21 protein-coding genes and 2 pseudogenes are annotated in these 23,939 nt (G+C 62.5%); 19 read left to right on the top strand and 4 right to left on the bottom strand.

The features are described from left to right. Positions 1 to 164: 164 nt before the first annotated feature. Entirely contained in the window at positions 165 to 1,145 is a 981-nt protein-coding gene (locus AC3YMN_RS05360; protein ID WP_489889223.1) for a DUF808 domain-containing protein, read from the bottom strand. Positions 1,146 to 1,404: 259 nt separating this feature from the next. Between AC3YMN_RS05360 and AC3YMN_RS05355 the strand changes: the two genes are divergently transcribed. The 17 genes from AC3YMN_RS05355 (at position 1,405) to AC3YMN_RS05275 (ending at position 18,976) form a co-directional block, all read left to right on the top strand. Further along, positions 1,405 to 2,940, top strand: coding sequence for an ABC transporter substrate-binding protein (locus tag AC3YMN_RS05355; RefSeq protein WP_127751823.1), 1,536 nt, complete (start codon positions 1,405 to 1,407; stop codon positions 2,938 to 2,940). A gap of 89 nt (positions 2,941 to 3,029) precedes the next feature. Next, a complete protein-coding gene (locus AC3YMN_RS05350) occupies positions 3,030 to 3,971 on the top strand; it encodes an ABC transporter permease (protein ID WP_172122266.1) in 942 nt (313 codons plus the stop codon). Further along, entirely contained in the window at positions 3,971 to 4,834 is an 864-nt protein-coding gene (locus tag AC3YMN_RS05345; RefSeq protein WP_489889222.1) for an ABC transporter permease, read from the top strand. Before AC3YMN_RS05350 ends, AC3YMN_RS05345 begins: the two co-directional genes overlap by 1 nt. Continuing rightward, complete coding sequence (locus tag AC3YMN_RS05340; protein WP_489889221.1) at positions 4,834 to 6,054, top strand: amidohydrolase/deacetylase family metallohydrolase; 1,221 nt, start codon at positions 4,834 to 4,836, stop codon at positions 6,052 to 6,054. The genes AC3YMN_RS05345 and AC3YMN_RS05340 overlap by 1 nt, the downstream gene beginning before the upstream one ends. Continuing rightward, positions 6,051 to 7,070, top strand: coding sequence for an ABC transporter ATP-binding protein (locus AC3YMN_RS05335; RefSeq protein WP_489889220.1), 1,020 nt, complete (start codon positions 6,051 to 6,053; stop codon positions 7,068 to 7,070). Before AC3YMN_RS05340 ends, AC3YMN_RS05335 begins: the two co-directional genes overlap by 4 nt. Continuing rightward, positions 7,067 to 8,038 carry an ABC transporter ATP-binding protein gene (locus tag AC3YMN_RS05330; RefSeq protein ID WP_489889219.1) on the top strand — a complete coding sequence of 324 codons (972 nt, stop codon included), beginning with the start codon at positions 7,067 to 7,069 and terminating at the stop codon, positions 8,036 to 8,038. Before AC3YMN_RS05335 ends, AC3YMN_RS05330 begins: the two co-directional genes overlap by 4 nt. Positions 8,039 to 8,058: 20 nt before the next feature. Continuing rightward, on the top strand, positions 8,059 to 8,550 hold the full coding sequence (locus AC3YMN_RS05325) for a RidA family protein (protein ID WP_127751828.1): 492 nt from the start codon (positions 8,059 to 8,061) through the stop codon (positions 8,548 to 8,550). Between the two features lie 66 nt (positions 8,551 to 8,616). Further along, positions 8,617 to 9,813, top strand: a complete 1,197-nt coding sequence (locus tag AC3YMN_RS05320; RefSeq protein WP_489889218.1) for an aminotransferase class V-fold PLP-dependent enzyme — start codon at positions 8,617 to 8,619, stop codon at positions 9,811 to 9,813. A 44-nt stretch (positions 9,814 to 9,857) separates the two neighbouring features. Further along, positions 9,858 to 10,646, top strand: a complete 789-nt coding sequence (locus AC3YMN_RS05315) for an IclR family transcriptional regulator (protein ID WP_127751830.1) — start codon at positions 9,858 to 9,860, stop codon at positions 10,644 to 10,646. A gap of 104 nt (positions 10,647 to 10,750) precedes the next feature. Beyond that, on the top strand, positions 10,751 to 11,065 hold the full coding sequence (locus tag AC3YMN_RS05310) for an ArsR/SmtB family transcription factor (RefSeq protein ID WP_489889217.1): 315 nt from the start codon (positions 10,751 to 10,753) through the stop codon (positions 11,063 to 11,065). Beyond that, complete coding sequence (locus AC3YMN_RS05305) at positions 11,062 to 11,403, top strand: SRPBCC family protein (protein WP_489889216.1); 342 nt, start codon at positions 11,062 to 11,064, stop codon at positions 11,401 to 11,403. Before AC3YMN_RS05310 ends, AC3YMN_RS05305 begins: the two co-directional genes overlap by 4 nt. Before the next feature lie 36 nt (positions 11,404 to 11,439). After that, positions 11,440 to 12,063, top strand: a complete 624-nt coding sequence (locus AC3YMN_RS05300; RefSeq protein WP_127751833.1) for an ATP-dependent Clp protease proteolytic subunit — start codon at positions 11,440 to 11,442, stop codon at positions 12,061 to 12,063. A gap of 275 nt (positions 12,064 to 12,338) precedes the next feature. Next, the gene (locus AC3YMN_RS05295; protein ID WP_248305214.1) at positions 12,339 to 12,746 is read left to right on the top strand and encodes an Hsp20/alpha crystallin family protein; all 408 of its coding nucleotides are present in this window, start codon (positions 12,339 to 12,341) and stop codon (positions 12,744 to 12,746) included. Positions 12,747 to 12,758: 12 nt separating this feature from the next. Then, positions 12,759 to 15,149 (top strand): endopeptidase La, encoded by a 2,391-nt coding sequence (gene lon, locus AC3YMN_RS05290; RefSeq protein ID WP_489889215.1) that lies wholly within the window; start codon positions 12,759 to 12,761, stop codon positions 15,147 to 15,149. A 280-nt stretch (positions 15,150 to 15,429) separates the two neighbouring features. Next, the gene (locus AC3YMN_RS05285) at positions 15,430 to 16,062 is read left to right on the top strand and encodes a LuxR C-terminal-related transcriptional regulator (RefSeq protein ID WP_489889214.1); all 633 of its coding nucleotides are present in this window, start codon (positions 15,430 to 15,432) and stop codon (positions 16,060 to 16,062) included. A gap of 123 nt (positions 16,063 to 16,185) precedes the next feature. Next, the gene (locus AC3YMN_RS05280; RefSeq protein ID WP_489889213.1) at positions 16,186 to 17,676 is read left to right on the top strand and encodes an alginate export family protein; all 1,491 of its coding nucleotides are present in this window, start codon (positions 16,186 to 16,188) and stop codon (positions 17,674 to 17,676) included. Continuing rightward, on the top strand, positions 17,657 to 18,976 hold the full coding sequence (locus AC3YMN_RS05275; RefSeq protein ID WP_489889212.1) for a serine hydrolase domain-containing protein: 1,320 nt from the start codon (positions 17,657 to 17,659) through the stop codon (positions 18,974 to 18,976). Before AC3YMN_RS05280 ends, AC3YMN_RS05275 begins: the two co-directional genes overlap by 20 nt. 60 nt (positions 18,977 to 19,036) lie before the next feature. Here AC3YMN_RS05275 and AC3YMN_RS05270 read toward each other — a convergent pair whose 3' ends face one another. After that, positions 19,037 to 19,675, bottom strand: coding sequence for a hypothetical protein (locus AC3YMN_RS05270; protein ID WP_489889211.1), 639 nt, complete (start codon positions 19,673 to 19,675; stop codon positions 19,037 to 19,039). A gap of 76 nt (positions 19,676 to 19,751) precedes the next feature. Beyond that, positions 19,752 to 20,618, bottom strand: a pseudogene (locus AC3YMN_RS05265) (alpha/beta fold hydrolase). A 435-nt stretch (positions 20,619 to 21,053) separates the two neighbouring features. Here AC3YMN_RS05265 and AC3YMN_RS05260 point away from each other — a divergent pair. Then, on the top strand, positions 21,054 to 22,028 hold the full coding sequence (locus tag AC3YMN_RS05260) for a Bug family tripartite tricarboxylate transporter substrate binding protein (RefSeq protein ID WP_489889210.1): 975 nt from the start codon (positions 21,054 to 21,056) through the stop codon (positions 22,026 to 22,028). Between the two features lie 153 nt (positions 22,029 to 22,181). Then, on the top strand, positions 22,182 to 23,564 hold the full coding sequence (locus AC3YMN_RS05255) for an MmgE/PrpD family protein (protein ID WP_489889209.1): 1,383 nt from the start codon (positions 22,182 to 22,184) through the stop codon (positions 23,562 to 23,564). A 195-nt stretch (positions 23,565 to 23,759) separates the two neighbouring features. Here AC3YMN_RS05255 and AC3YMN_RS05250 read toward each other — a convergent pair. Beyond that, positions 23,760 to 23,939, bottom strand: a pseudogene (locus tag AC3YMN_RS05250) (tripartite tricarboxylate transporter permease); the annotation flags it as partial.

The raw sequence follows: 23,939 nt of genomic DNA, 5'->3' as shown, positions 1-23,939 counted from the left end.
CTTCTTGGGTGCTGAGGGGAAGTGTCCGGCGGTTCAAGTCAGCAGTCGCAGGCTGCATGCAGATCTTCTCCCTGCGACTGAAATGCTGAATAGACAGACGGCGTTGCTTCCTTTCCTAGCACATGAGGAGTGTGCCGCAAGCAGGTGCAAGTAATCCGCGTGAACTAGGCTCGCACGGCCCTGGCGCCGGGGAGCAGCTTCTTGATCTGAGTCCAGAGCGGGGAAATCACATAGCCCACGACGGGGATCGCGACTGCACCCACAACTAGGCCGGCAATGGCATAGCCAAGTGTTTCGACCACCCAGCCGACCACGCCGCCAAGGGACGCGGCCGCGGCCACCGCTGCGTCGTGGATCAGGTCGCCCACCCCGTGCAGCCCGAAATCGTGCACCCCATGCACGATGATGCTGCCGCCTACCCAGATCATGGCAGCGGTGCCGACAATGGTCAGGCCGGTCATGAAATAGGGCATGCCCTTGACGATTGCGCGCCCGACAGCCCGAGTGAAGCTGCCGCCGCGCTGGGCCATCCAGAGGCCAGCATCGTCGGCTTTCACGATCAGCGCGACCGCACCATAAACGGCAGCCGTGATCCCGACGGCCACCAGGAAAAGCACGATGGCCTGGGTGACAAAGCTTTCGCCTGGCAGTTCGGCCAGGGCAATCGCCATGATCTCAGCGGACAAGATGAAATCGGTCTTGATGGCGCTGCCGACCTTGGTGTCTTCCATTGTGGTGGGGCTAAGGGCCACCGGTTCCAGCCCGGTTTCGTGGGCATGGGCGGCTTTGGGGGCCATCAAATGCCAGATTTTTTCGGCGCCTTCATAGCAAAGATAGGCGCCGCCCAGCATCAGCAGGGGCGTGATGGCCCAGGGCAGGAAGGTCCCCAGGATCAGGGCCGCCGGCAGCAGGAAGATCAGCTTGTTCTTGATCGAGCCGCCCGCGATCTTGCCCACGATCGGCAATTCACGATCCGCGGTAAACCCGGTTAGGTATTTGGGAGTGACAGCCGCATCGTCGATCACGGCGCCGCTGGCCTTGAGCCCGGCCTTCATCGCCATGCCCGCGACATCATCGAGTGACGCCGCCGCCACTTTGGCGATGCCGGCGATATCGTCGAGCAGACCGATTAAACCAACGCTCATTGCATGCGGCTCCTTTGCTAGTGGCTTGATGCCATCTCTTGCTGGCCAACTACAAAGCTCAACCGCGCGATACGTTGCCACCCGCGGCGCTTAGCAGCAGGCCCTCAGGCCTAGCATTGCAAGAATGCAGCCTTTGCCCACCCCCGGGAGCGGCCCAGCCTCTTTTCGCGCGGACGCTTGACCAAATTAGCTCGAAGTGAAACCATCAGTCCGTAAGAACAACATATGTTCCACTGTTGTGGAACATGGAGGGATTGGAATGAGGCATTTTGCTCTAGCATTGGCGACCAGCCTGGTTGCCCTGTGTTCCGCCAACGGTCTGGCCTATGCCCAGACGGCTGGCGGGATCGTGGATGTGGCAACCATCGGGGAGCCGCCAACGCTCGATCCGATGGCTTCGACAGCCGACTTGGTCGGCATTGTCAGCCAGCATATGTTCGAAACGCTCTACACCTTCGATGCCCAGTGGGGCACCACCCCATTGCTCGCCGCAGCAATGCCCGAAATTTCGGAAGACGGCACCGTTTATACCATCCCGCTGCGCACCGGCATCAAGTTCCACGACGACAGCGTCATGACCTCGGCCGATGTGGTCGCATCGCTTGAGCGCTGGATGAAGATCGCCACCCGCGGCAAGCAGGCGGCCGAAGTCATCACCGACATCGCCGCAACCGACGACGCCACGGTCACTATCACGCTGAGCAAGCCTTACGCCCCACTGCTGCCGCTCCTTGCGTTCAACAACGCGGCCGCAATCATCATTCCGGCGGCCAATGCCAGCCAGGACCCGCTCGAAAGCTTCATCGGCACCGGTCCCTACAAGCTCGAGCAGCGCGTTCCTGACCAGTATATCCAGCTCGTGCGCTTTGACGGCTACCAGTCGCTTGAAGGCGAGGGCAATGGCTATGGCGGTGCGCGGCACCAGTATCTCGACGAAATCCGCTTCGTGCCGGTCCCCGATCCCAACACGCGTATCGGCGCGGCAGTGGCTGGCCAGTACGACTATGTCGATCAGCTGCCGGTCGAGGCTTTCGACCAGATCAGCGGTGGCGCCACCGAACCGGTCGTTTTTGCGCCATTCGGCTGGCCCGTGTTCATGATGAACCATTCCGAAGGCCTCGCCTCCGACATCCGGGTGCGCAAGGCAATCCAGGCGGCGCTCGCGCCCGAGGACATGTTGTTTGCCGCCTTTGGTTCGGACGAGTTCTTCACCGCCGAGGGTGCCTGGTATCCCGAAGGCTATGCCTGGCATTCCGATGTTGGCACCGAAGCCTACAAGCCCATGGGCGACACCGAAACAGCCAAGGCCCTGCTGGCGGAAGCCGGCTATGATGGCTCCAAGCCGCTGCGCATCCTGACCAGCCGCCAGTATGAGTTCCACTACAAGATGGCACTGGTTGCCCAGTCTTACCTGGAAGCTGCCGGCTTCAAGGTGCAAATGGACGTGGTCGAGTGGGCGACGCTCACCACCAATCGCGCCGATCCGGCCCTTTGGGATGTCTACATCACCCACAGCCCGTTCCTGCCCGAGCCTTCGCTGATGGGCATCATGTCCGACACCGGCCCTGGCTGGTGGGTGAGCGATGCCAAGCACAAGGTCCTGGAAGCCTTTAATGCCGAAAGCGATCCGGCCAAGCGCGCCGAGTTGTTCGTTGAGGTCCAAAAGGTCATCTATGACGAAGTACCCGGCTACAAGGTCGGCAACTTCAATGCCCTGGCCGCACAGAACCCGGCTCTCGACGGCGTAACACCCGCTCCATGGCCCTATTTCTGGAATGCCTATCTGACCGAATAGGTCCCCATCCGGCTTCGTGCCGCCTGTCGCGTCTTCGGTCGCGGCAGGCCTTTTGTCCATCAGCTTCGACGGGGATTTTCCAGAGCATCATGATCCGCTCCGCACTCAACCGCATATTCGGCATGTTGGTCGTAATGGCGCTGGTGGTTACCATCGTGTTTGTCATTGTGCGCGTGACGCCCGGCGATCCCGCAGCCGTCATGCTCGGCCCCGACGCAACGGCAGCCGATATTGCCAGCCTGCGCCAGCGCCTTGGCCTTGATGCTTCCATTCCGCAGCAATTCATCAGTTATGTCGGGGGCGTACTGCGCGGCGATTTCGGACAGTCCATCTTCCTCAACATGCCGGTGACCACAGCACTGATGCAGCGCGCGGAACCGACCTTTTTCCTGACGATATTTGCCCTGCTGATCGCGACCCTGATCGCCTTGCCCGTTGGCGTGCTGTCGGCCTATTGGCGCGGCTCGGTGTTTGACCAGGCAGCAACCGCCCTTGCCATGTTTGCGGCCTCGGTCCCCAGCTTCTGGCTCGGGTTGATCTTCATGCAGGTTTTTGCCGTACAGCTTGGGTGGTTCGATACCTCCGGCTATGGCGGCCCTGGCGCCAGCTTTGGCGAACGGATGCATCACCTGGTGCTGCCCGCGACGACCCTTGGCCTGATCAGCTCGGCGCTGATCACCCGGTTCACCCGCGCCTCGATGCTCGATGTCCTAAACGATGATTATGTGCGCACCGCCCGCTCCAAGGGCATGAGCGAGTGGCGTGTCGTGGTCAAGCATGCGCTCAAGAACGCCCTGATCCCGATCCTGACCGTGATTGGCCTGACCGCAGCGCTGCTGATCTCGGGCGCTATCGTTACTGAAACCGTGTTCGGCCTGCCCGGCGTGGGCAGCCTCATTGTTTCGGCCGTGCTGCGCCGTGACTATCCCTTGATCCAGGGTGCCCTGCTGGTGGTGGCCGGGCTTTATGTCCTCGTCAATTTCATCATCGACATGCTCTACCTCCTCGTCGACCCTCGGGTGCGTTACTGATGGCTGCTGTTGCACAAAGCGGGTTTCGCGAACCCAATCTGCTGATGAAAATTGCTAGCCGCCCCACGGCGTTGGCGGGCTTGGTGACTATCGTCACCATGATCCTGCTGGCTTTGCTGGCGCCGGTTATTTCGCCCTATGACCCCGCGCAATTGTCAGTGCGCAACCGGCTGCAGCCACCGAGCTGGCTGCATCTGTTCGGCACCGACGATCTGGGTCGCGACATCCTTACCCGCGTGCTGTATTCGGGTCGCACCTCGATCGCGGTTGGCTTTGCCGTGGTGATTTTCGCCTCGGTAATCGGGGTGTTCCTGGGGCTGATGTCGGGCTTTTTCCGCAGGCTCGATACGCCAGTATCGCGCCTGATCGACGCTATGATGGCCTTTCCCGATATCCTGCTCGCCATTGCCTTGGTGGCGGCGCTGGGGGCGTCGGCGACCAATGTGGTGATCGCGCTCGGCGTGGTTTATGCGCCTCGGCTTGCCCGCGTCGTGCGTGCCTCCACTCTCGTGATCCGCGAACTACCCTATGTGGAAGCGGCGCGGGCACTTGGCGTGCCAACGCATGTTACCCTCGTGCGCCACGTCCTGCGCAACGTCACCTCGCCCCTGCTGGTGCAAGCCACCTTCATCTTTGCCAATGCGATCCTTGCCGAAGCCGGGCTGTCGTTCCTGGGCGTCGGTATTTCACCCGATATCCCCACCTGGGGCACGATGATCTCCGTGGGCCGCCAATATCTGGAACAGGCCCCCTGGATCATGTGGTTCCCGGGCGGCGCCATCATCCTCACCGTACTTTCACTGCAACTCGTGGGCGACGGTCTGCGCGATTTTCTTGATCCGCGCCTCGCCAAGGATGTCTGATGTTCGATAACCGTTTCAAACCGCAAGCGCAGAACCTTTTGATCAAGGGTGCCAAGCCCGTCGGCTTCGCCCAGCCGGAACTGCCGCCGGTGCTCGATGTGCTGGTTGGCGCCGATGGGGCCATTCTCGATATCGGCGCGAGCCTGACCGCCGACAACGCCAAGACCGTTGCCGCGAACGGCGCCTTCATTTCACCTGGCTGGACCGATCTGCATGCCCATGTCTGGTATGGCGGCACCGATATCTCCATTCGCCCCGAACAGGGCGGCGCGGCGCGTGGCGTCACCACCATCGTCGATGCGGGATCGGCCGGCGAAGCCAATTTCCATGGCCTTCGCGAATTCATCATCGAGCCGGCGCGCGAGAACATCTACGCCTTTCTCAATCTCGGCTCGATCGGCCTCGTCGCCTGCAACCGCGTGACCGAGCTGCAGGACATGCGCTCGATCGATCTCGATCGCACCATCGCCGTGATCCGGGAAAACCGTGACGTCATCATTGGCATCAAGGTTCGCGCCAGCGCGGTGATCTCGGGCGGCTGGGACCTGGTGCCGCTCAAGCTGGCCAAAAAACTGAGCCGCGTGCTTGATCTGCCGGTAATGGTGCATGTCGGCGAGCCCCCTCCGCTTTATGATGACGTGCTGGGCCTGTTGAGCGAGGGCGACATCGTCACCCACTGCTTTAACGGCAAGCAGGGCGGCTCGATCATCGAGGACGATGATCTGTTCCGGCTGGCCGAAGACGCCGCCAAGCGCGGCATCATCCTCGATGTCGGCCATGGCGGCGCGTCGTTCTCGTTTGATGTCGGCAAGGCCGCGCTCGAGCGGGGTCTGCTGCCCAACACCATTTCCACGGATCTGCACAATCGCTCGCTCGACACTTCGGTATGGGATCTCGCCACCACGATGAGCAAGCTACTCTCGCTGGGCATGGGCATGGAGGATGTGGTCATCGCCTCGTCCACGGCCCCCAAGCGCGCGATCCGCAAGCCGGCCGACAATCTGCTGGCCAAGGGCAAGCCGGCCGAGTTCACCTTGTTCGACCTCGTCGATGGCGATCTGGTGGTGACCGATAGCCAGGGCGCCACGAGCACGCTGCACCAGACCTTTGAGCCACGCTACGCCATTCTGGGCGCCGAGGCCGTGGTTGCACATCGTCACCACCCGATTCCCGCCGGGGCGCCGGGCCACAAATGCCCCAGCTGCGGGTGGACTGCATGACGGGAACGCTGCCAGCAGACACCATCCTGTCGGTTCGTGACCTTCGGACCTGGTTCGAGAGCAAGCGCGCCACCGCCAAGGCGGTGGATGGCGTGACCTTCGATCTCAAGCGCGGCAAGACGCTCGCCGTGGTCGGGGAATCGGGATCGGGCAAATCGGTCACCAGCCTGTCGATCATGGGCTTGCTGGCCAAGCCGGGACGCATTGCCGGTGGCGAGATCCTGTTCCGCGATCGCAAGGAGCGGGTGCACGATCTGGCGCGTTTCGCGCCCAGCCAGTTCCGCGCCATGCGGGGCAGCGAAATCGCGATGATCTTCCAGGAGCCGATGACCTCGCTCAACCCGCTTTATACGGTGGGCGACCAGATCGGCGAGATGATCTCGCTTCATACCCGTCTGAGCCGCAGCGAGGCGCGGGCCAAGGCGCTCGAAATGCTCCAGCATGTGGAGATCCCCGATGCCGCGCGGCGCCTGGATGACTACCCGCACCAGATGTCGGGCGGCATGCGCCAGCGCGTGATGATCGCCATGGCGCTCAGCTGCGACCCCTCGCTGCTGATCGCCGACGAGCCGACCACCGCGCTCGACGTGACCATCCAGGCGCAGATCCTCGATCTCCTGCAGCGCCTGCAGGCGCAGTTCGGCATGTCGATCCTCTTCATCACCCACAATCTTGGTGTGGTGGCGGAGATCGCCCATGACGTCGTGGTCATGTATGGCGGGCGCGTGGTGGAACAAGCGCCAGTCAATTCGCTGTTCGCCCACCAAAAGCACCCCTACACTAAGGGACTCCTCGCCTGCACGCCCGATGCCACCCGCGACCTGGGGCAGGACGGCGAGCGCCGGGCGCTGTATTCCATTCCCGGCTCGGTTCCCCCCATCACCAATCTGCCGCCAGGCTGTGCCTTCGAGCCGCGCTGCCCCATGGCCATCCCGGCCTGCCGAGCGGCCCTGCCGCCCTTGATCCCGGCCGGACCAGACACCTTCTCGCGCTGCATCAGGACCCATGAGCTATGATTGAGGCAGTCGATACCAAGCCCCTTCTGAGCCTGCGCGGGCTGACCAAGCATTTTGGCGGCCGCAACGGCCAGATCGTCCATGCCGTCGAAGATGTGAGCTTTGACATCGCGCGCGGCACCACCGTGGGTCTTGTCGGTGAAAGCGGCTCCGGGAAGACCACCGCCGGGCGCTCGATCCTGCGGCTCGTTGAGCCCACCAGCGGGCAGGCGATCTTTGATGGCACCGACATCTTTGCGCTCAAGCCGCGCGAAATGAAAGAGTGGCGCAAGCGCCTGCAGATCGTCTTTCAGGACCCCTATTCGAGCCTCAATCCCCGGTTGCGCATCGATGCCATCATCGGGGAAGCCCTTGATGCCCGCGGTTATCCGCGCGGGGCCAAGCGGCGTGAACGCATTGCCGAATTGTTGACCCTGGTTGGCCTACCAGCCGATTATTCCCGGCGCTTTCCGCATGAATTTTCAGGCGGCCAGCGCCAGCGCATCGGCATTGCCCGCGCCCTGGCAGTTGAGCCCGATTTCATCGTTGCCGACGAGCCGGTTTCCGCGCTCGACGTTTCGGTGCAGGCGCAAGTGCTGAACCTGCTCAGCGCGTTGCAGCAGCGGCTTGGTCTGACCATGCTGTTCATTGCCCATGATCTAAGCGTCGTTGAATATCTCTGCGATGAAGTCGTGGTGATGTATCTCGGCCGGGTGATGGAGCGCGGCCCCTCGCGCCAGGTTTACGCCCATCCGCGCCATCCCTATACGCGGGCCTTGCTCGCGACCGCTCCCGTGCCCGATCCAACCCGCAAGCGCACCCATGTGCCCCTGCAGGGCGATATTCCTTCGCCGATCAACCCACCCTCGGGGTGTGTGTTCCGCACGCGTTGTCCCATGGCCATCGAGGCTTGCGCGCGGGTCGTTCCGCCCGTCGAGCATATCGGCGCCAATCATCACGTCGCCTGCATTCGCCACGGCGAGCTATAGTATTTGTTGGAGTTCCATTTATGAGCATTTCCGAGCTGGCCACGCGCCCGGATGCGTCCCCCTATGAGCGGCTCAAGGCGCTGGGGATCGTCTTGCCCGCAGCGCCCTCTCCGATCGCCAATTTCGTGACCCATGTGATCGATGGCAAGCTGTTATTCCTGTCAGGGCAGGGGCCAACCGAGACCGACGGAACGCTCCACACCGGCAAGGTGGGCGCCGATGTTTCGGTTGATGCGGCCTATGCCCATGCCCGCCTTACCGGCATCAATCTGATTGCCGTGATGCAGGCGGCCTTGGGCGATCTGGGGCGCGTGCGCCGCATCGTCAAGCTGCTCGGCATGGTCAATGCGACGCCCGATTTCGAGGCCCATCCCGCTGTCATCAATGGCTGCTCGGATCTGATGATCGAAGTGTTCGGCGAGCAAGGGGTGCATGCGCGCTCCGCCGTGGGCTTTGGCTCGCTGCCCAACCAGATCACCGTGGAAATCGAAGCCATCGTCGCCTTTGACTGAGCCGATCCGGCCCAACCCAATCGCTGCCGCATCAACCGGGCAGCCCATCAATCGAGAGTTATTTGCATGACACAGGATATTCGCAGCCAGCTGGGACTTCGTCCGGTGATCAACGTTTCGGGCACCATGACCTCCCTGGGCGCCTCGATCGTGGTTCCCCAAGCCGTGGATGCCATTACGCGCGTCCTCACAGAGTTCGTGGAAATGGGCGCCCTGCATCGGCGCGCCAGCGACGCTATCGCCGATCTGACGGGTGCCGAGGCCGGCTTTGTCACCGCTTCATGCTCGGCGGCGATCAGTCTCGCTGTGGCGGCCGCGATTACGGGCGACAATCTCTGGGCGATCGAGCAGCTTCCCGATGCGGGCAGCCTCAAGAATGAAGTCCTGATCCAGACCGGCCATATGGTCAGCTATGGCGCGCCGGTGGAACAGGCCATTCGCATTGCCGGCGGCAAGGTGGTGCCGGTCGGCCAGGCCACCAGCGCCCACGGCTATCAGCTTGAAGGCGCCATCACCGAGCGGACTGTTGCTGCGGTGTTTGTTGTGTCGCACCACGTCGTCGATTACGCGCAGATCCCGCTCAAGACCTTCGCCGAGATTTGCCATGCCCGCGGCGTCAAGGTGATCGTCGATGCGGCATCCGAATACGACCTGCGCAAGTTCCTGGCCGATGGCGCCGATGTGGTGCTGTACTCGGGCCACAAGTTCCTGGGTGGGCCAACCTCGGGTATCTGCGCCGGCGACAAGGAATTGATCCGCAACATCTACCTGCAGAACCGCGGCATCGGCCGGGGCATGAAGGTGGGCAAGGAAGGCATTGCCGGCGTCATCGCGGCTCTGGAAGCCTGGAAAGTGCGCGACCACGACGGCATCCGCGCGCGCGAACAGGCCGCACTCGATCTCTGGCTTGAAACCCTGGCCGACAAGGCCGGCGTAACCGCCACCATTGTGCCCGATCCCACCGACAATCCGCTGGATCGACTTAAGGTGACGATCAATCCAGAACTGGCACGCATCACGGCCTGGGACCTTGCCCGCGCCCTAGCAACCGGGCCACGCCCCATCATCGTGCGCGACCACGAAGCCGAGCATGGGCACTTCTTCCTCGACCCGTGCAATCTGCACCCCAATGAAGAAACCGTCGTGGCCGAACGGCTGGTCGAAGAGCTCGAAGCGGCCCGCGGCTCCAATGAAATCATTGCCACGCCAATCCATGAACATTGGCGTGCGCAAGAGGCTGCTATATTGAAGTGGCTCGACTAAACGCCTAGACGGGCGGCACATCGGTTGAACGACGGGACAGAGTAGTGAGCGACATCCTTAGTGCAACTGAGCCGGTTCGCCGTACGCGCACCAGCGGCATCGATCGGGCGCTGCAGATCTTTGATCATCTGCAGCAGCTCGAGCGATCCGCCACTGCCTACGAAATCGCGAGAGCGGTCGGCGCGCCGCTCTCGACCATTTATGCAATCATCGACGATCTCGTCGACAAGGATCTGCTGGACCGCGACAGCAACGGGCTGATCTGGTTTGGCCCGCGGATGTATCATTATGGCTTGAGCTATGCGCGCAGCCTCGATTTGCTGAGCGCGGCGACCCAGGAGATGCACGAACTGGCGCGGCTGTCGGGCGAGACGGTGCAGATCTGCGGCCGCGACCAGGACATGATGGTGGTGCTGGCCATGGAAGATGGCACCGGTCAGTTCAATGTCAGCTCTCGAGTGGGCTCGCGCAGCCCGCTCAACTGGACCGCTTCGGGCAGGCTGCTGGTCGGCCACTTGCCACGCGAGGAACTGCTGGGCATCTTCGCGCGCTCCGCCCGCGTGTCCCCGACCGGCCGGGCCGAAACCGACCCGGCGGTGCTCGCCGACAATGCCCATGAGGCGCTGGCGCAGGGCCTCTCCATCCAGGCCGGCGAGTCCGATTATGCCGTAGCCTGCATCGCCGCACCCGTCTTGGATCGGAGCGGTCACTGCCACGCCACCATGTCGATCGTGGTACCCGAACACAAAGTGCAGCAAAAAGACCCCGATCTCATCGCCCTGGTGCGCGACAGCGCTCGCCGGGTGGAAAGCCGGCTGGGCTGGCTGCGCTGAGATTGCCGGGTATGGCGTGGCGGCCTACCCGGATTGCAGTTTCATCAAATCCCTCCACAACACTACCTTGCCACGACACATAAGTCTGTGCTTATGTGTTGGACATGAGTGACGTGGATATCTTCAAGGTCCTGGCTGATCCGACCCGTCGTGGTGTGCTCGAGCGGCTTGCTGCCGCCGAAATGACGGCGAAGGAGCTGCGTCAGGGCCTCGCAATATCCCAGCCCGCCATGTCCCAGCATCTAGCAGTGCTGCGTCAAGCAGGTTTGATCAGCGAGCGGCGCGAGGGCCGTTTCGTCAACTACCGCGTTGAACCCGATGGTTTGGCGCCACTGCATCAATGGCTGGCTCGATATCGCGCCTTCTGGCCCGATCGCATCGAGTCCCTCAAGGATGTGCTCAAGGAGATGGACCAGTGAAGATCGATGCAGATGCCTTGGTGTTCGAATGCGCTCTTGAAGCTGCTCCCGAAAAGGTCTGGCGGGCGCTGACCATCCCAGTGTTGCTGGAGCGTTGGCTGCGGCCCGCGCCCGGCCTTGAGCTTTCCGTGGTAGCGGCGGAGGAAAACCGCAGCCTGACTTATCGCTGGCGCGAACAGGGGCAGGGGGCCGTCGTCGAGGCAGAGGAAAGCCTCGTGACCTTCGAGCTCACCCCAACCGATGAAGGGGGCACCTGGCTGACGCTGACCCACGCACCGGTGCTTGCCCCAGCCAGCGCCAACGACAATCGGCGCGGCCCCCTGATGCTGGCCGCCTGAGCTTAGGCAAACCGCAAGTTTGAACGGAGATCGCCGATGCGCGACATGATGCAGCTCGTCCCTATGGTCGTGGAACAATCCAGCCGCGGCGAGAGATCGTTTGATATCTATTCGCGCCTGCTGCGCGAGCGGATCATCTTCGTCAATGGCGAAGTCGAGGACAACATGGCCTCGCTGGTCTGTGCGCAGTTGCTCTTTCTTGAGGCGGAAAACCCCAAAAAGGAGATCTACCTCTACATCAACTCGCCCGGTGGGGCGGTGACCTCGGCCATGGCGATGTATGACACGATGCAGTTCATCAAGGCGCCGGTGGGAACGCTTTGCATGGGCATGGCGATGTCCGCGGGATCGTTCCTCTTGATGGCGGGCGCGCCGGGCAGCCGCATCTGCCTGCCCAATGCGTCGATCATGCTGCACCAGCCGAGCGGCGGCTTTCAGGGCAAGGTCACCGATATCCTGCTGCATGCCGAAGAAAGCATGCGCCTTAAGCGGCGAATGCATAATCTTTATGCCAAGCATTGCGGCCGCACCTATGAGGAAGTCGAGAAGGCCCTCGAACGCGACAACTTCATGACCCCCGAACAAGCCCGCGACTGGGGACTGGTAGATCATGTTTACCATGATCGCAGTGAAATCGAGGGCGGCGAAGCGCAGCCCTGAACCCACATGTAGGGGGAACGCCCGGGGCCACCCCCTTGGGCACCCCTTCTTTCCTGCACTTTGGCGGACCCGGCAGCGCGCTGCGCGGCGAGCGAGGATCGGAACCAGACCGGGCACGAGCGCATTGCCCGCAATAATGCCCGCCTACCCGATGGGGTGGGCCCGCTCCGTCCGGTGTGACGGCGGCACGCCAAGAACCCGGCAAAGCCCTCCCGCCGCACCGACAGACATCAAGCCTAGATGTGCCGGCAAAGCCAAGCGCGTGGAGAGCACGAATGGCAAGAACAGACTCTCCCAACTGGATGCTTTCCGAAGCGCTTGAGGCGCTGGCCCGCGCCGAACGCATCCAATCTCAGTTCTTTCGCATCTCGACCGCGACGGCCGCGCGCGAGCCGCGCTGGGAGCCGCCCATCGATGTGCTGGAAACCGAGCGCGAAGTTCTGGTCTTTGTGGCCTTGCCGGGTGTCGATCCTGAACAGGTGGAAGCCGGCATCGAAGATGGATCGCTGGTAGTGGCAGGCCGCCGGACCTTGCCGCCTGAACTGCGTGCGGCGGTGATCCATCGGCTGGAACTGCCCCAAGGGCGCTTCGAGCGGCGCATTGCGCTGCCGCCTGGGCGTTATTCCGTGCGCCGCTTTGCCACCAATGGCTGTGTCGTGTTCAGCCTGACCAAGCTCGGGTGAGGAGATCGTGCCGTGACCGATACCCAGAATGCCCAGGGCGCCGCAAGCGACGACAAGCCCCTGGAACTGCCCAGCGATTCCCTGATCATCGTCGCGGTCCGGGACATGGTGCTGTTTCCCGGAATTGTTGTGCCCCTTACGCTGGGGCGCCCGAAATCCATTGCCGCGGCCCAGCAGGCGGTCAAGCAGGAACGCCAGATCGGCATCGTGCTGCAGCGGGATCCCCAGCAAGCCGATCCCGGTCCCGACGACCTGCACCGCACCGGCACTATGGCCAATATCGTGCGCTACATCACGGCCCCCGACGGGTCGCACCATCTGGTGTGCCAGGGCGTGCACCGGTTCCGGGTGCTCGATTACTTCCCTGGAACACCGTTCCCCGTTGCGCGCGTGCTTGATTTGCCCGAGGTGGATACGCGCTCGCCTGAAATCGAGGCACGTTTCCTCAACCTCCAGCACCTCGCGGTTGAAGCCGTGGAGTTGCTGCCCCAGGTGCCCCAGGAATTGCTCGCCGCCATCCAGGGCACAACCTCGCCGTCCCAACTGGCGGATTTGGCAGCCGCCTATATGGACATGAAACCCGAGGAAAAGCAGGAGATCCTCGAAACCCTCGACGTCACGGCGCGGATGGATAAGGTTTCGCGCGTCCTGGCGCAGCGTGTCGAGGTGCTGCGGCTTTCCCAGGAAATCAGCCAGCAGACCCGCACCGCACTCAACGAGCGCCAGCGCGAAACCCTGCTGCGCGAGCAGATGGCGGCCATCCAGCGCCAATTGGGCGAGGACGAAGGCAAGTCCCAGGAAATTGCCGATCTCAATGAGGCGATTGCCAAGGCCGGCATGCCCGAAGAGGTGGAAAACCAGTGCCGCAAGGAATTGCGGCGCTATGAGAGAATGCCCGAGGCGGCCGGCGAAGCGGGCATGATCCGCACCTATATCGATTGGCTGATCGGGCTGCCCTGGACGCTGCCCGAGGAAAGCCCGATCGACATCGCCACCGCCCGCCGCATCCTTGACGAGGACCATTTCGGGCTGGAAAAGATCAAGACCCGGATCATCGAGTATCTGTCCGTTCGCAAGCTCAACCCCGATGGCAAGGCGCCGATCCTGTGCTTTGTCGGCCCTCCCGGCGTCGGCAAGACCTCGCTGGGCCAATCCATTGCCCGGGCAATGAACCGGCCCTTCGTGCGCGTCAGTCTTGGCGGCGTGCATGACGAGGCGGAAATCCGCGGTCACCGCCGGACCTATATCGGCGCGCTGCCCGGCAACATCATCCAAGGCATCCGCAAGGCGGGGGCACGCAATTGCGTGATGATGCTCGATGAAATCGACAAGATGGGCCGGGGCGTCCAGGGCGATCCCTCCGCCGCCATGCTCGAAGTGCTCGATCCCGAGCAGAACCGGACCTTCCGCGACAATTATCTTGCCGTACCATTTGATCTTTCGCGCGTGGTCTTCATCGCCACGGCCAATATGCTCGACACCATTCCCGGCCCGCTGCGCGACCGCATGGAAATCATCAGCCTCGCCAGCTACAGCGAGCCCGAAAAGCTGCAGATCGCCCGGCGCTATCTGGTGCAGCGGCAGCTGGAGGCCAACGGGCTGCGCCCCGACCAGGCCGAGATCGATGATGAGGCGCTCAAGGCCATCATCCACAGCTACACCCGTGAAGCCGGTGTGCGCGGCCTTGAACGCGAAATCGGCCGCGTCCTGCGCGGCGCTGCCATGCGGGTAGCCGAAGGCACGGCCGAAAAGGTCAGCATCAGGGCCGCCGATCTTGAGGAACTGCTGGGTCCTGCCCATTTCGAAAATGAAGTGGCGATGCGCACCGGGGTTGCCGGAGTAGCGACCGGCCTTGCCTGGACGCCGGTGGGCGGCGACATCCTCTTCATCGAAGCCACGCGCGTCCCGGGCAAGGGGGCGCTGATCCTCACTGGCCAGCTTGGCGATGTGATGCGCGAAAGCGCGCAGGCGGCGATGAGCCTGGTCAAGAGCCGTGCGGGCGTGCTGGGGATCGATCCTTTGCTGTTTGAGAAAAGCGACATCCATGTGCATGTGCCCGCGGGCGCTACGCCAAAGGATGGACCCAGCGCCGGGGTGGCGATGGCGACGGCGCTGGTTTCGCTGCTGCTCGACCGCCGCGTGCGCAGCGATACGGCAATGACCGGCGAGATATCGCTGCGGGGCCTGGTGCTGCCGGTGGGCGGCATCAAGGAAAAGGTGGTTGCCGCGGCGGCGGCCGGGATTAAGCGGGTGCTGCTGCCAGCCCGCAACCGCCGCGACTATGAAGACATTCCCCAAGATGTGCGCGAGCGGCTTGAATTTGTCTGGCTCGAGAACATCGACCAAGCCGTTGCCGCCGCCTTGGAGCCCGCAGAAAGCGTGGCCGCAACCGCGGCTGAATAGCGGTTGCGCTCTGGCGCCCTACCCGATTGGCAGGCTCGGTGGGACCGCCTGCCAGCGCCGTGATGTAAAACATCTTGGCGCAGCCATACTTGGCCGCTTGCCCAGATCGCGGCGACTCTCCGGCAAGTTTTAGGCTGTTTCTGCAGGCTTTAGTACATGAATACCCCTAAACCGATTAGGGGTGGCGCGGCGTATGGTTTGCTTTGATCAACAGGTTGTAGTGGGCATGGCATGTCGTCGGCGGAGATAGTCTATGGACTGGCCTCTGATCAGAATATTGGTGGCTGATGCATATCCGGTGGTCCGGAGTGGCCTGCATCGCTTCATCGGTGCCGAGCCTGGCCTTGAAGTGTGCGGCGAGGCAGGCAGCGGGCACGATGCCGTACAGCTTGCCCTTCAGCTGCGCCCCGATCTCGTGCTGCTCGACCCCGCCATGCAGGATCTGGCGGGCACCGGGATCCTGGACCTGTTGCGCATCGACTGTCCCGAGTCCCAGGTTCTTATCTTCTCACTGCCAAGGGAGGAAAGCGAACTTCGTGAGCTGATCCTTGCCGGCGCCAAGGGGTGCGTGTTCAAGAACGACCCACCCGAGATCGTTATCAGCGCCATTCGTGCCCTCCATTTTGGCCGCCCATTTTTCTCGCCCGCGCTGGCCGAAGCGGAGCTACAGGCCTGCCTGCAACTCGCGTTGTGCCGGGCTGATGGAGGTGGCGGCGATGCCATGACGCCGCGCCAGCTCGAGGTTGTGCGCCACCTCGCCGAAGGCCTCGGCAATAAGGAGGTGGCCCAGCTGCTGGGCATCAGCATCAAAACCGTCGAGACCCACCGCGCCACCATCATGCGCAAGATCGGAGCACGCTCGGCGGTGGATCTGGTGCGCTACGCCATCCGCCATAACCTCAGCCCACTCTAGCTCCCCGCCAGCAACGCGAAGCTAAGTCTCTCAGGGAATCCCCGATTGTGGTTGGCTTGAGCCAGCCGAATACTGGCCGTGCCCGGCATCAAGCCGGAGTGTTACATCAGGTGGGTATCGGTTATGCCTCATCTTTGCGCCCAAGGCGCCACCACGATCCTGTTCTGCGCCAGTCTCGTTTTTGTTCCGGCTGCCTTTGGGCAGGACCGATCCAGCCAGGATGAAGCCAGCCAGGAACAGATCACTCAAAGCCAGGGCGGCAAGGACCCGCTGCTGCTGATCGACCAAAATGGCTTCATGCTGCGGGGGCACCTGCAAGCCGGTGTTAACGGGGTGATTGAGCACAATCTGTTCTGGGATCTGGCCGATCTGGTTGCGCCCGGCGTCGATACCGACGCGCAATGGCTGGAGGGCTATATCGAGCCGGGGCTGAGCTTTACCCTTGATCTCGACAATTCGGTGGTCCTTTACGGCAAGGTTTCCGCCATCGCCTCGGGTACCTTGGGTATCGACGCGTTCGATACCGGCAATACCGGGGCGATCACCCTCGAAGAAGGCTATCTGGCGCTCCGCACCACCAACCAGACCGGCCCGACCATCGATCTGTCGCTGGGGCCGAGGGATTTCGTTGCCGGCAGTGGCATGCTCCTGGCCAATGGCGGCTCGAACGGCTTTGAGCGCGGGGCCCTCAAGCTCGGACCGCACAAGGCGTGGGGCATGGCAGCCCTGGGCACGATCGGGCTCGATGACGTCAAGGGCACCGCCTTCTATCTTGAGCCCAACGAGCAGCGCGACAACGAAACCGGCACCAAGATCGTCGGCGTCGATCTGCGCTATGACAAGACGACGCAAACTTTTGTCGGCGGCACGCTTGGCCATGTGCCGGAGTCCACGTCGCCCTATCCCAAAGCGGCACCCGGCGGCATCGGCGCGCCCGAATTGATCCCGGATGGACGCAAGGGGCTCAGCTTTATCAACCTTTATGGTCGCGGCAACCCGTTCAATCCGGAGAACGAGAGCTTCTTCCTGTCTGGCGACATCGCCTATGAATGGAACCCACGGATCGACATGTCGGCCTGGGGCGGGCGAGCGCAGATCGGCTACACCTTTGCCGATGCGCCCTGGACACCATCCCTGTCCTACACCTTCCAGACCTTTTCGGGCGACGATCCCACGACCTCGCGCTTCGAACGCTTCGATCCGCTGTATTACGAAGGCAGTCCCGATGCCTGGGCCACCGGCTCCAAGTCATCCCTGGTCTTCAACAATTCCAATGTCAACGCGCACCAACTGGCGCTTTCAGTCAAGCCGACCCAGGTGGATACGATTACGCTGCGTTACGCCCATATTCGGGCCAATGAGTTGGGCAGCCCAATTCAGTTCGGCCAGGGCGCAAGAACCATCGAAGTTAGTGGCCAGCCCTATCAGATCGCTGGCGTCACCAACGCCCATCTGAGCGACGATTTTTTCATCGAGTACAACCGCGTTCTGAGCCCCAATGCCTTTTTGACGGCCGGGTTCAGCGTGTCCATCCCGGGTGAAGGCATTCGCGAGATCACCCAGAAGGACACGATTTGGTCAGGAGGATTTGTCAATGTCGTGGTCAATTTCTAGGCTGAGCCTGAAGACGGGCCTGTTCTGCGCCCTGCTGGCGGTTCCGGCGCTGGCCCAGGATGCACCGGTGCTCAACGCCGCCGAATCTGACCCCAACAAGATGGGCTGGATGGTTGGGTCGCCGCCGCCTGAAGACAAGATCATCCGCGTCGATGATCCCGACGCCTATGCCTTTCCCAAACTGCGCTGGACGGTATGCCATTTCCGCCAGCTGATGCCGACGGTCAATGTGAGCCGCGGGCTGGGCGATCCCGTTCCGCTCGAGGAAGTGCTCGATCCCGCCGTTGATGCGATCACCTTCACCCCCCTCGGGGGCGACACCAAGATGACATGGGCGGAGTCGCTGCAGGCGAACTACTCGGACGGCGTCATCGTCATGCATGACGGTGTGGTGGTCTATAAGCGCTATTCCGGTTGCCTCACCGATCTGGGGCAGCATGCCCTGATGTCGGTGACCAAGTCGGTTACGGGCCTCCTGGGTGAAACGCTGGTGGTGGAGGGCAAGCTCGACGAGAATGCGACCGTCGGCTCGATCATCCCGGAGCTGGAGAACAGCGGTTTTGGCGATGCCACGGTGCGGCAGGTGCTCGATATGACCACCGCGCTCGATTATTCCGAAGATTATAACGACCCCAACTCCGATATCTGGACCTATTCGGCGGCCGGCAATCCTCTGCCCAAGCCCGCTGACTACAAGGGGCCCCGGACCTATTTCCAGTATCTGGAAACCGTCAAGAAATCCGGGGAACACGGGGAAGCCTTTGGCTATCGGACCATTAATTCCGACGTGATGGGGTGGATCATCTCCCGCGTCACCGGCAAGCCGATCAACGAGGTGCTTTCGGAACGCATCTGGAGCCAGATGGGCGCGGATCAGTCCGGGTACTACACGGTGGACTCGATCGGCACGCCCTATGCAGGCGGTGGCCTGAATGCCGGGTTGACCGATCTGGCCCGCATTGGCCAGTTGATGCTCGACAACGGCTCCATCAACGGCAAGCAACTGGTGCCCGAAGAAGCTATTACCAGTATCCGTGCCGGCGGCAGCCCGGAAGCCTTTGCCAAGGCCGGCTATGACCTGCTCAAGGGCTGGAGCTATCGGGCGATGTGGTGGATCACCAACAACCCCCATGGCGCCTTTATGGCCCGGGGCGTGCACGGCCAGTCCATCTATGTCGATCCCGAAGCCCGGATGGTGATCGCCCGGTTCAGCTCCCATCCGCAAGCGACCAACTCGGCCAATGATCCGACGAGCCTGCCGGCCTTCGAGGCGCTCGGCAACTATTTTGCGGCCAAGTAAGGCTTAGACCCGTCCTGGCTCCGGGTGGGGCGCATATTCCCACCCGGACAAAGCGCTAGATCAGCGCAGCGGACCATCCCGCTCGAACTCTTCCCAGCCAATCAGCTGCGGCCGGGCCTCGTCAGTGCTGCTCTCTTGGGCAGGAGCAGTTGCGGTGCCGCTCTGTTGCGCCCGCTTCACCTTGGCTTTCCAGGCCGCCTGCCGCCGGTTGTCGGCTCTGGTTGCCGCATCCTCTTCACGCCAGTTCACCACCATATCGCGATCAAGGATGTCCTCGACCTTGCGCGGATCGAACACGTGGAAGGTGATCTTCTTGGCGCGGCCGGCCAGCTTGACTGTGCGGGTGCCAGCACTAGGCAGGCGACCATCCTTGAGCCAGCGGTGGCGCTCAGTGGTGGAGATCGTCAGGATATCCTCGATCTCGCGCGGGATCACCGGCAGGCTTTCAATACCTTCAAGGGCTTTGGCAACAATCGTCGATGCCGCCGTAAACTCAGCTGCCGCGGTGGGGGGCAGCTTCAGAACCAGCCGGCCGGCCTCGAGGTCGAGCGACTTCTTCACCGGGCCCGGCAGGCGCGCCCGGATTTCCAGCACAATCCCCTTGGCGCGCACAAAGGAGCCCAAAGTGGCGGCACTGGGCAGCGGCCATTCCTGGCGCAGCCAGTTGTCAGTGTTCATCTCGGCTTTGGGCTTGGGCATAACTTCTTATTAGGTGCTGCCGCAGCCAGCTTCAAGAACGGGCAGCCGCCCGAGACGGGCAAAGCTAGAAAGAACCTTAGTTGTCGAACATGCCCTTGGGCGCTTCACCCTTCAGGAATGGTTCGATGAATGCATGGAGCAAGTTGGCCTGCCCGATCACCGCGGTGTGGGAGGTCGCGGGCAAAACCGCGAGCCGCGAGGCGGGCAGGGGATTGCCCAGATCGCCCATGGCCCCGCCACCGAGGAGGCGGAACATGGCCACCGAATGCTCAAGCGTCACCACATCTGCATCGCCCGTGATGATAAGCACCGGGTGCTTGAGTGCCTTCACATCCTCCTGCCAGGCCATGGGTTCATGCTCGAGCGCGATCAAGCGCTCCACAAAGGGGCGGAACGCCTCGGCGTTAGGCGCGAGTTTTTTCCACTCGTCCTCCATCGGAGTGCCCACAAACATTTCGGGCGTCATCGTGGGGATCATGGCGTGATATTCAGGCTGCGCGCCTGCCATGTCATAGGAAACCGAGGCAGCAACCAGCTGGTCCACCTTTTGCGGATGGCGAATGGCCAATTGCAGGGCCGCGGCCGAGCCCATGGAATAGCCGAACACATCGGCCTTTTCGAGCTCGACGGCGTCCATGAAGGCAGCGACATCGTCGGCCAGGTTGGGATAGGTGATCGGGCGATCGATGTCGTTGGTGCGCCCATGGCCCTGCAGCTCCACCGCATAAACCGTGTGGGTTTGGGCCAGCATGGGGATGATCTGCCCCATGGCGGGGATGTTCATATAAGCGCCGTGCAGCACCACCAGCGGCTCGCCCTAGCCCGACACCTCGTAATACATGCGCATGCCGTTCACCTCGGCATAGTCGCCCTTGGGCGCTTCCTGGGCATGGGCCAGGGCACCCGTCAACAGCAAGGCTGCAGCTATGGTGGCTCGGATCATCTTTGGACTCCTCAATATCGGTGGCGCGAGCATGGCTCACTCCAGCGACGATCTGGACGCCGAGGTTCCGACACGCTGCCAACAAAAGCGACAACAAACTGCATGCCCCGTGGGCGGGATTGCGTGGGCACCTCTGGAAGTCCGCAGGGCTTGAAGATAACCCCTGAGTTTCTCCTTGCGGAACGGTCCAACTTTGCTTGGGCTGACGCACAGCGACTGTAAGAGAATGTCCGTATTAGCTCACCGCAAGTCAGGGCAGGGACACTGATTTACGGCAAGCCCAAAAAGGGCCAGGACGGGTCGGCGCGAGGAATATGCAGCGCGAGCATGAGCGGCTATTCCGATATGCGAAATGCGGCCAAGGCATTTATCGGGCGCGGCAAGGTCATGGCAGAAACATGGACCTGAGCGCCAAAAGGGCCAACGGGAGGAAACATGACAAAACAATCCAAGATCGCATGCAGCGCAGCACTGGCAGTGCTGCTGAGCGCCGCCACAACTGCCCCTGGCCTGACCCAGGAGGCTTATCCCGTCGACACCGTCACCATGGTGGTGCCCTATGCGGCCGGTGGCGCCGGGGATATTGTGGGGCGCATTGTCGCTGACGAACTCAGCCGGCGACTGGGCGTCAACTTCGTGGTGGAAAATGTTGGCGGCGCCAGCGGCACCATTGGAGCAGAACAGGTCTCGCGCGCAGCTGCCGACGGCTCCACGCTGTTGCTGGGCGGCAATGCCATTTTCACCACGGCGCCGCATATGGCCGAAGTGGGTTTTGACCCCTTTGACGATTTCACCCCGGTCGCCAATGTCAGCGAAGCCGTGCGCATGCTGGTCTCGTCCAAGACCCTGCCTGTGGCCACGCTGGAAGAGTTCATCGCCTATGGCAAAGAACACCCAGGCGAGCTGAACTACGGCTCGGTCGGCGTTGGCTCGACCGGGCATGTGGCCACGGTCGATATGCTTGATGCGATGGGGGTCGAGGCGACGCACATCCCCTATACCGGTGCCGCCCAGGTGGTGCAGGCGGTGTTGGCGGGGGATGTGCAGTTCATGATGGATGCTGCCGCCATTCCCCAGGTCCGCCAGGACGCGCTGACCCCCCTAGCCGTTCCCGGTCCTGATCGCTTGGCCGAGTTCCCCGATGTGCCTGCCCTTGCAGAGCAGGGGATTGACAGCATCAGCGGCACGGGCTGGCAGATGGTGATGGGCCCGGCCAACATGCCAGCCGAAGTGGTTGCCATGATCGAGGACGCCCTCAAGGCCGCCAATGACACGCCCGAATTTGCCGACAAGCTGGTAAAGGCCGGCGTGTCGCCGCGCTTCATGCCCGGCTCGGAACTCGGTGCCGCATTGCAGGCCGAGTACGACCGGTTTGATGAAGTGCTGACCGAAATCGGCCTCGCAAAATAAGCGAGACTCCCCGTAGCCGGCGGCAATCTGCTGCCGGCTATTTTTAGCCGCGGGCGCGAGGCGGCTGCTGCATTCCACCCGCGCCGCGCTGCAACTGCTCTGTACTTTACAACGGCCTTGCGGCCATTTTTTCTTTGCGATCAAGGCTCACCCATGCCGAATTTGAGTTCCCAGCTGGCCGAGTGGGCCGTTGGCTTTTCCCTCGATGATGCGCCCGCCGAGGTGGTTCACAACACCAAGCTGCGCATAGTTGACCTGGTTGGGGTGATGTTGGCCTCCCATCGGCTGCGCCCGGTGGAAGCAGCCCGCCGCGCCCAGCAGGATGCCGATGGGGGTGGCCGGGGCGCGCAGACCCTTGGCGATGCTACGGAAACCTCGCTGGCCGGCGCCGCCTTCATCAATGGCGTGGCTTCGGCGGTACTCGAGTTCGACGACACCCATATCGCGAGCAATATCCATCCCACCGGCGTCATTCTGGCTGCGGCACTGGCCGAAGCGCACAAGACCCCGCAGACCGGCCGGCAGCTGCTTGAAGCGGTTCTGGTTGGCTCCGAAATTCTGTGCCGCCTGGGCCTGGTTTCCCCGGTGCGCATGCATGAAGTGGGTTTCCACCCGACCAGCGTTTATGGCGTTTTTGGCGCCGCTTATGCAGTAGCCCGGCTCCGTGGCCTTCCGGTCGGCGTCATGGCCGATGCGGTTGGAACAGCCGCCAGTCTGTCAGCGGGCTCGATCAGCGCCTTTCAGGACGGTGCCGACAGCAAAACCCTCCATGTCGGCTTTGCAGCCGCCGCAGGCATCCGCGCCGTTGCCCTTGCGCAGCAGGGTCTGACGGGGCCATCGGCCGTGTTCGAGGGTAATTTTGGCTGGTACAAAAGCCATGTTCAGTCCGATGTGCAATTCCGCTTTGACACCCTTGTTGAGGGGCTGGGTTCGCGCTGGGAAGTGCTCAATATCGCGCCCAAGCTATACCCATGCGCCTATACGATGATGCCCTTCATTACGGCCGCGCTTGAATTGCGGGCGCAGCACGACTTCGCCCTTGAGGACATCGCCGAAATCCGCTGCGAGATCATGCGGCGCTCCTTCCGCACCGTTTGCGAGCCGGTTGAGGACAAGCGGCGTCCGCGCACCTCCTGGCACGGCCGCATCAGCCTGCAGCATACGGTGGCGGAAGCCCTGGCTTTGGGGCGGTTCAACAAGTCTTCCTACAGCACGGAAAGCCTGGGCAATCCGGTCGTCAATGCACTCGCCGACAAGGTTGTGCATGTGGCGGATCCGCTGGCCGATGCCGACACTTCGCGCTCGCGTGCAGTGGTGACCTTGGTGATGGCCGATGGCAGGAGCCTCACCCATACGGTAGAGGACATGGTCGGCACACGCCGCAACCCTGCGCCTGACAGTGTTTACTTCGCCAAGTTCCACGCCAATGTCGATGACGTTATCGGCGCGGATCGGGCGAACGCCCTTCTGGCATCGCTGTTGCGGCTCGAGCGCGCCGACGACATCAACGACCTGTTTGCCAAGCTCAAAGCGTGATGACCGGTTCTCGTGTCCCAGGCGACTTTGCGGGGGCGCGAGAACTGAACCGGCCGGGCAACACATCCGGCAGGGCAGGCACCACCGTGCCAGCCAGCCCCTAGCGATCCCAAGCCATGCACACCGATCCGGTCGCCGTCACCTAGGCTGGCTTCCTGCAGCTCGGGCAACCGGCCGTTTGCTCGACCGTCGCCATCACTCGGTGACCTCCGCCCGGCCACGCCGCACAAAGGAGGTCGTGGTCGCCAGCAGCACCGCAATGCCGATCAAGACGAAGGTCAGGCTGATCGGGCGCTCAAGGAACACCATTGGATCGCCGCGCGACAAGGTCATGGCGCGCCGGAAATTCTCCTCGAACATGGGCCCCAGAATGAA

Source organism: Devosia sp. Z11_6, assembly GCF_058133665.1.
This window is presented reverse-complemented; position numbering and strand designations above follow the sequence as displayed.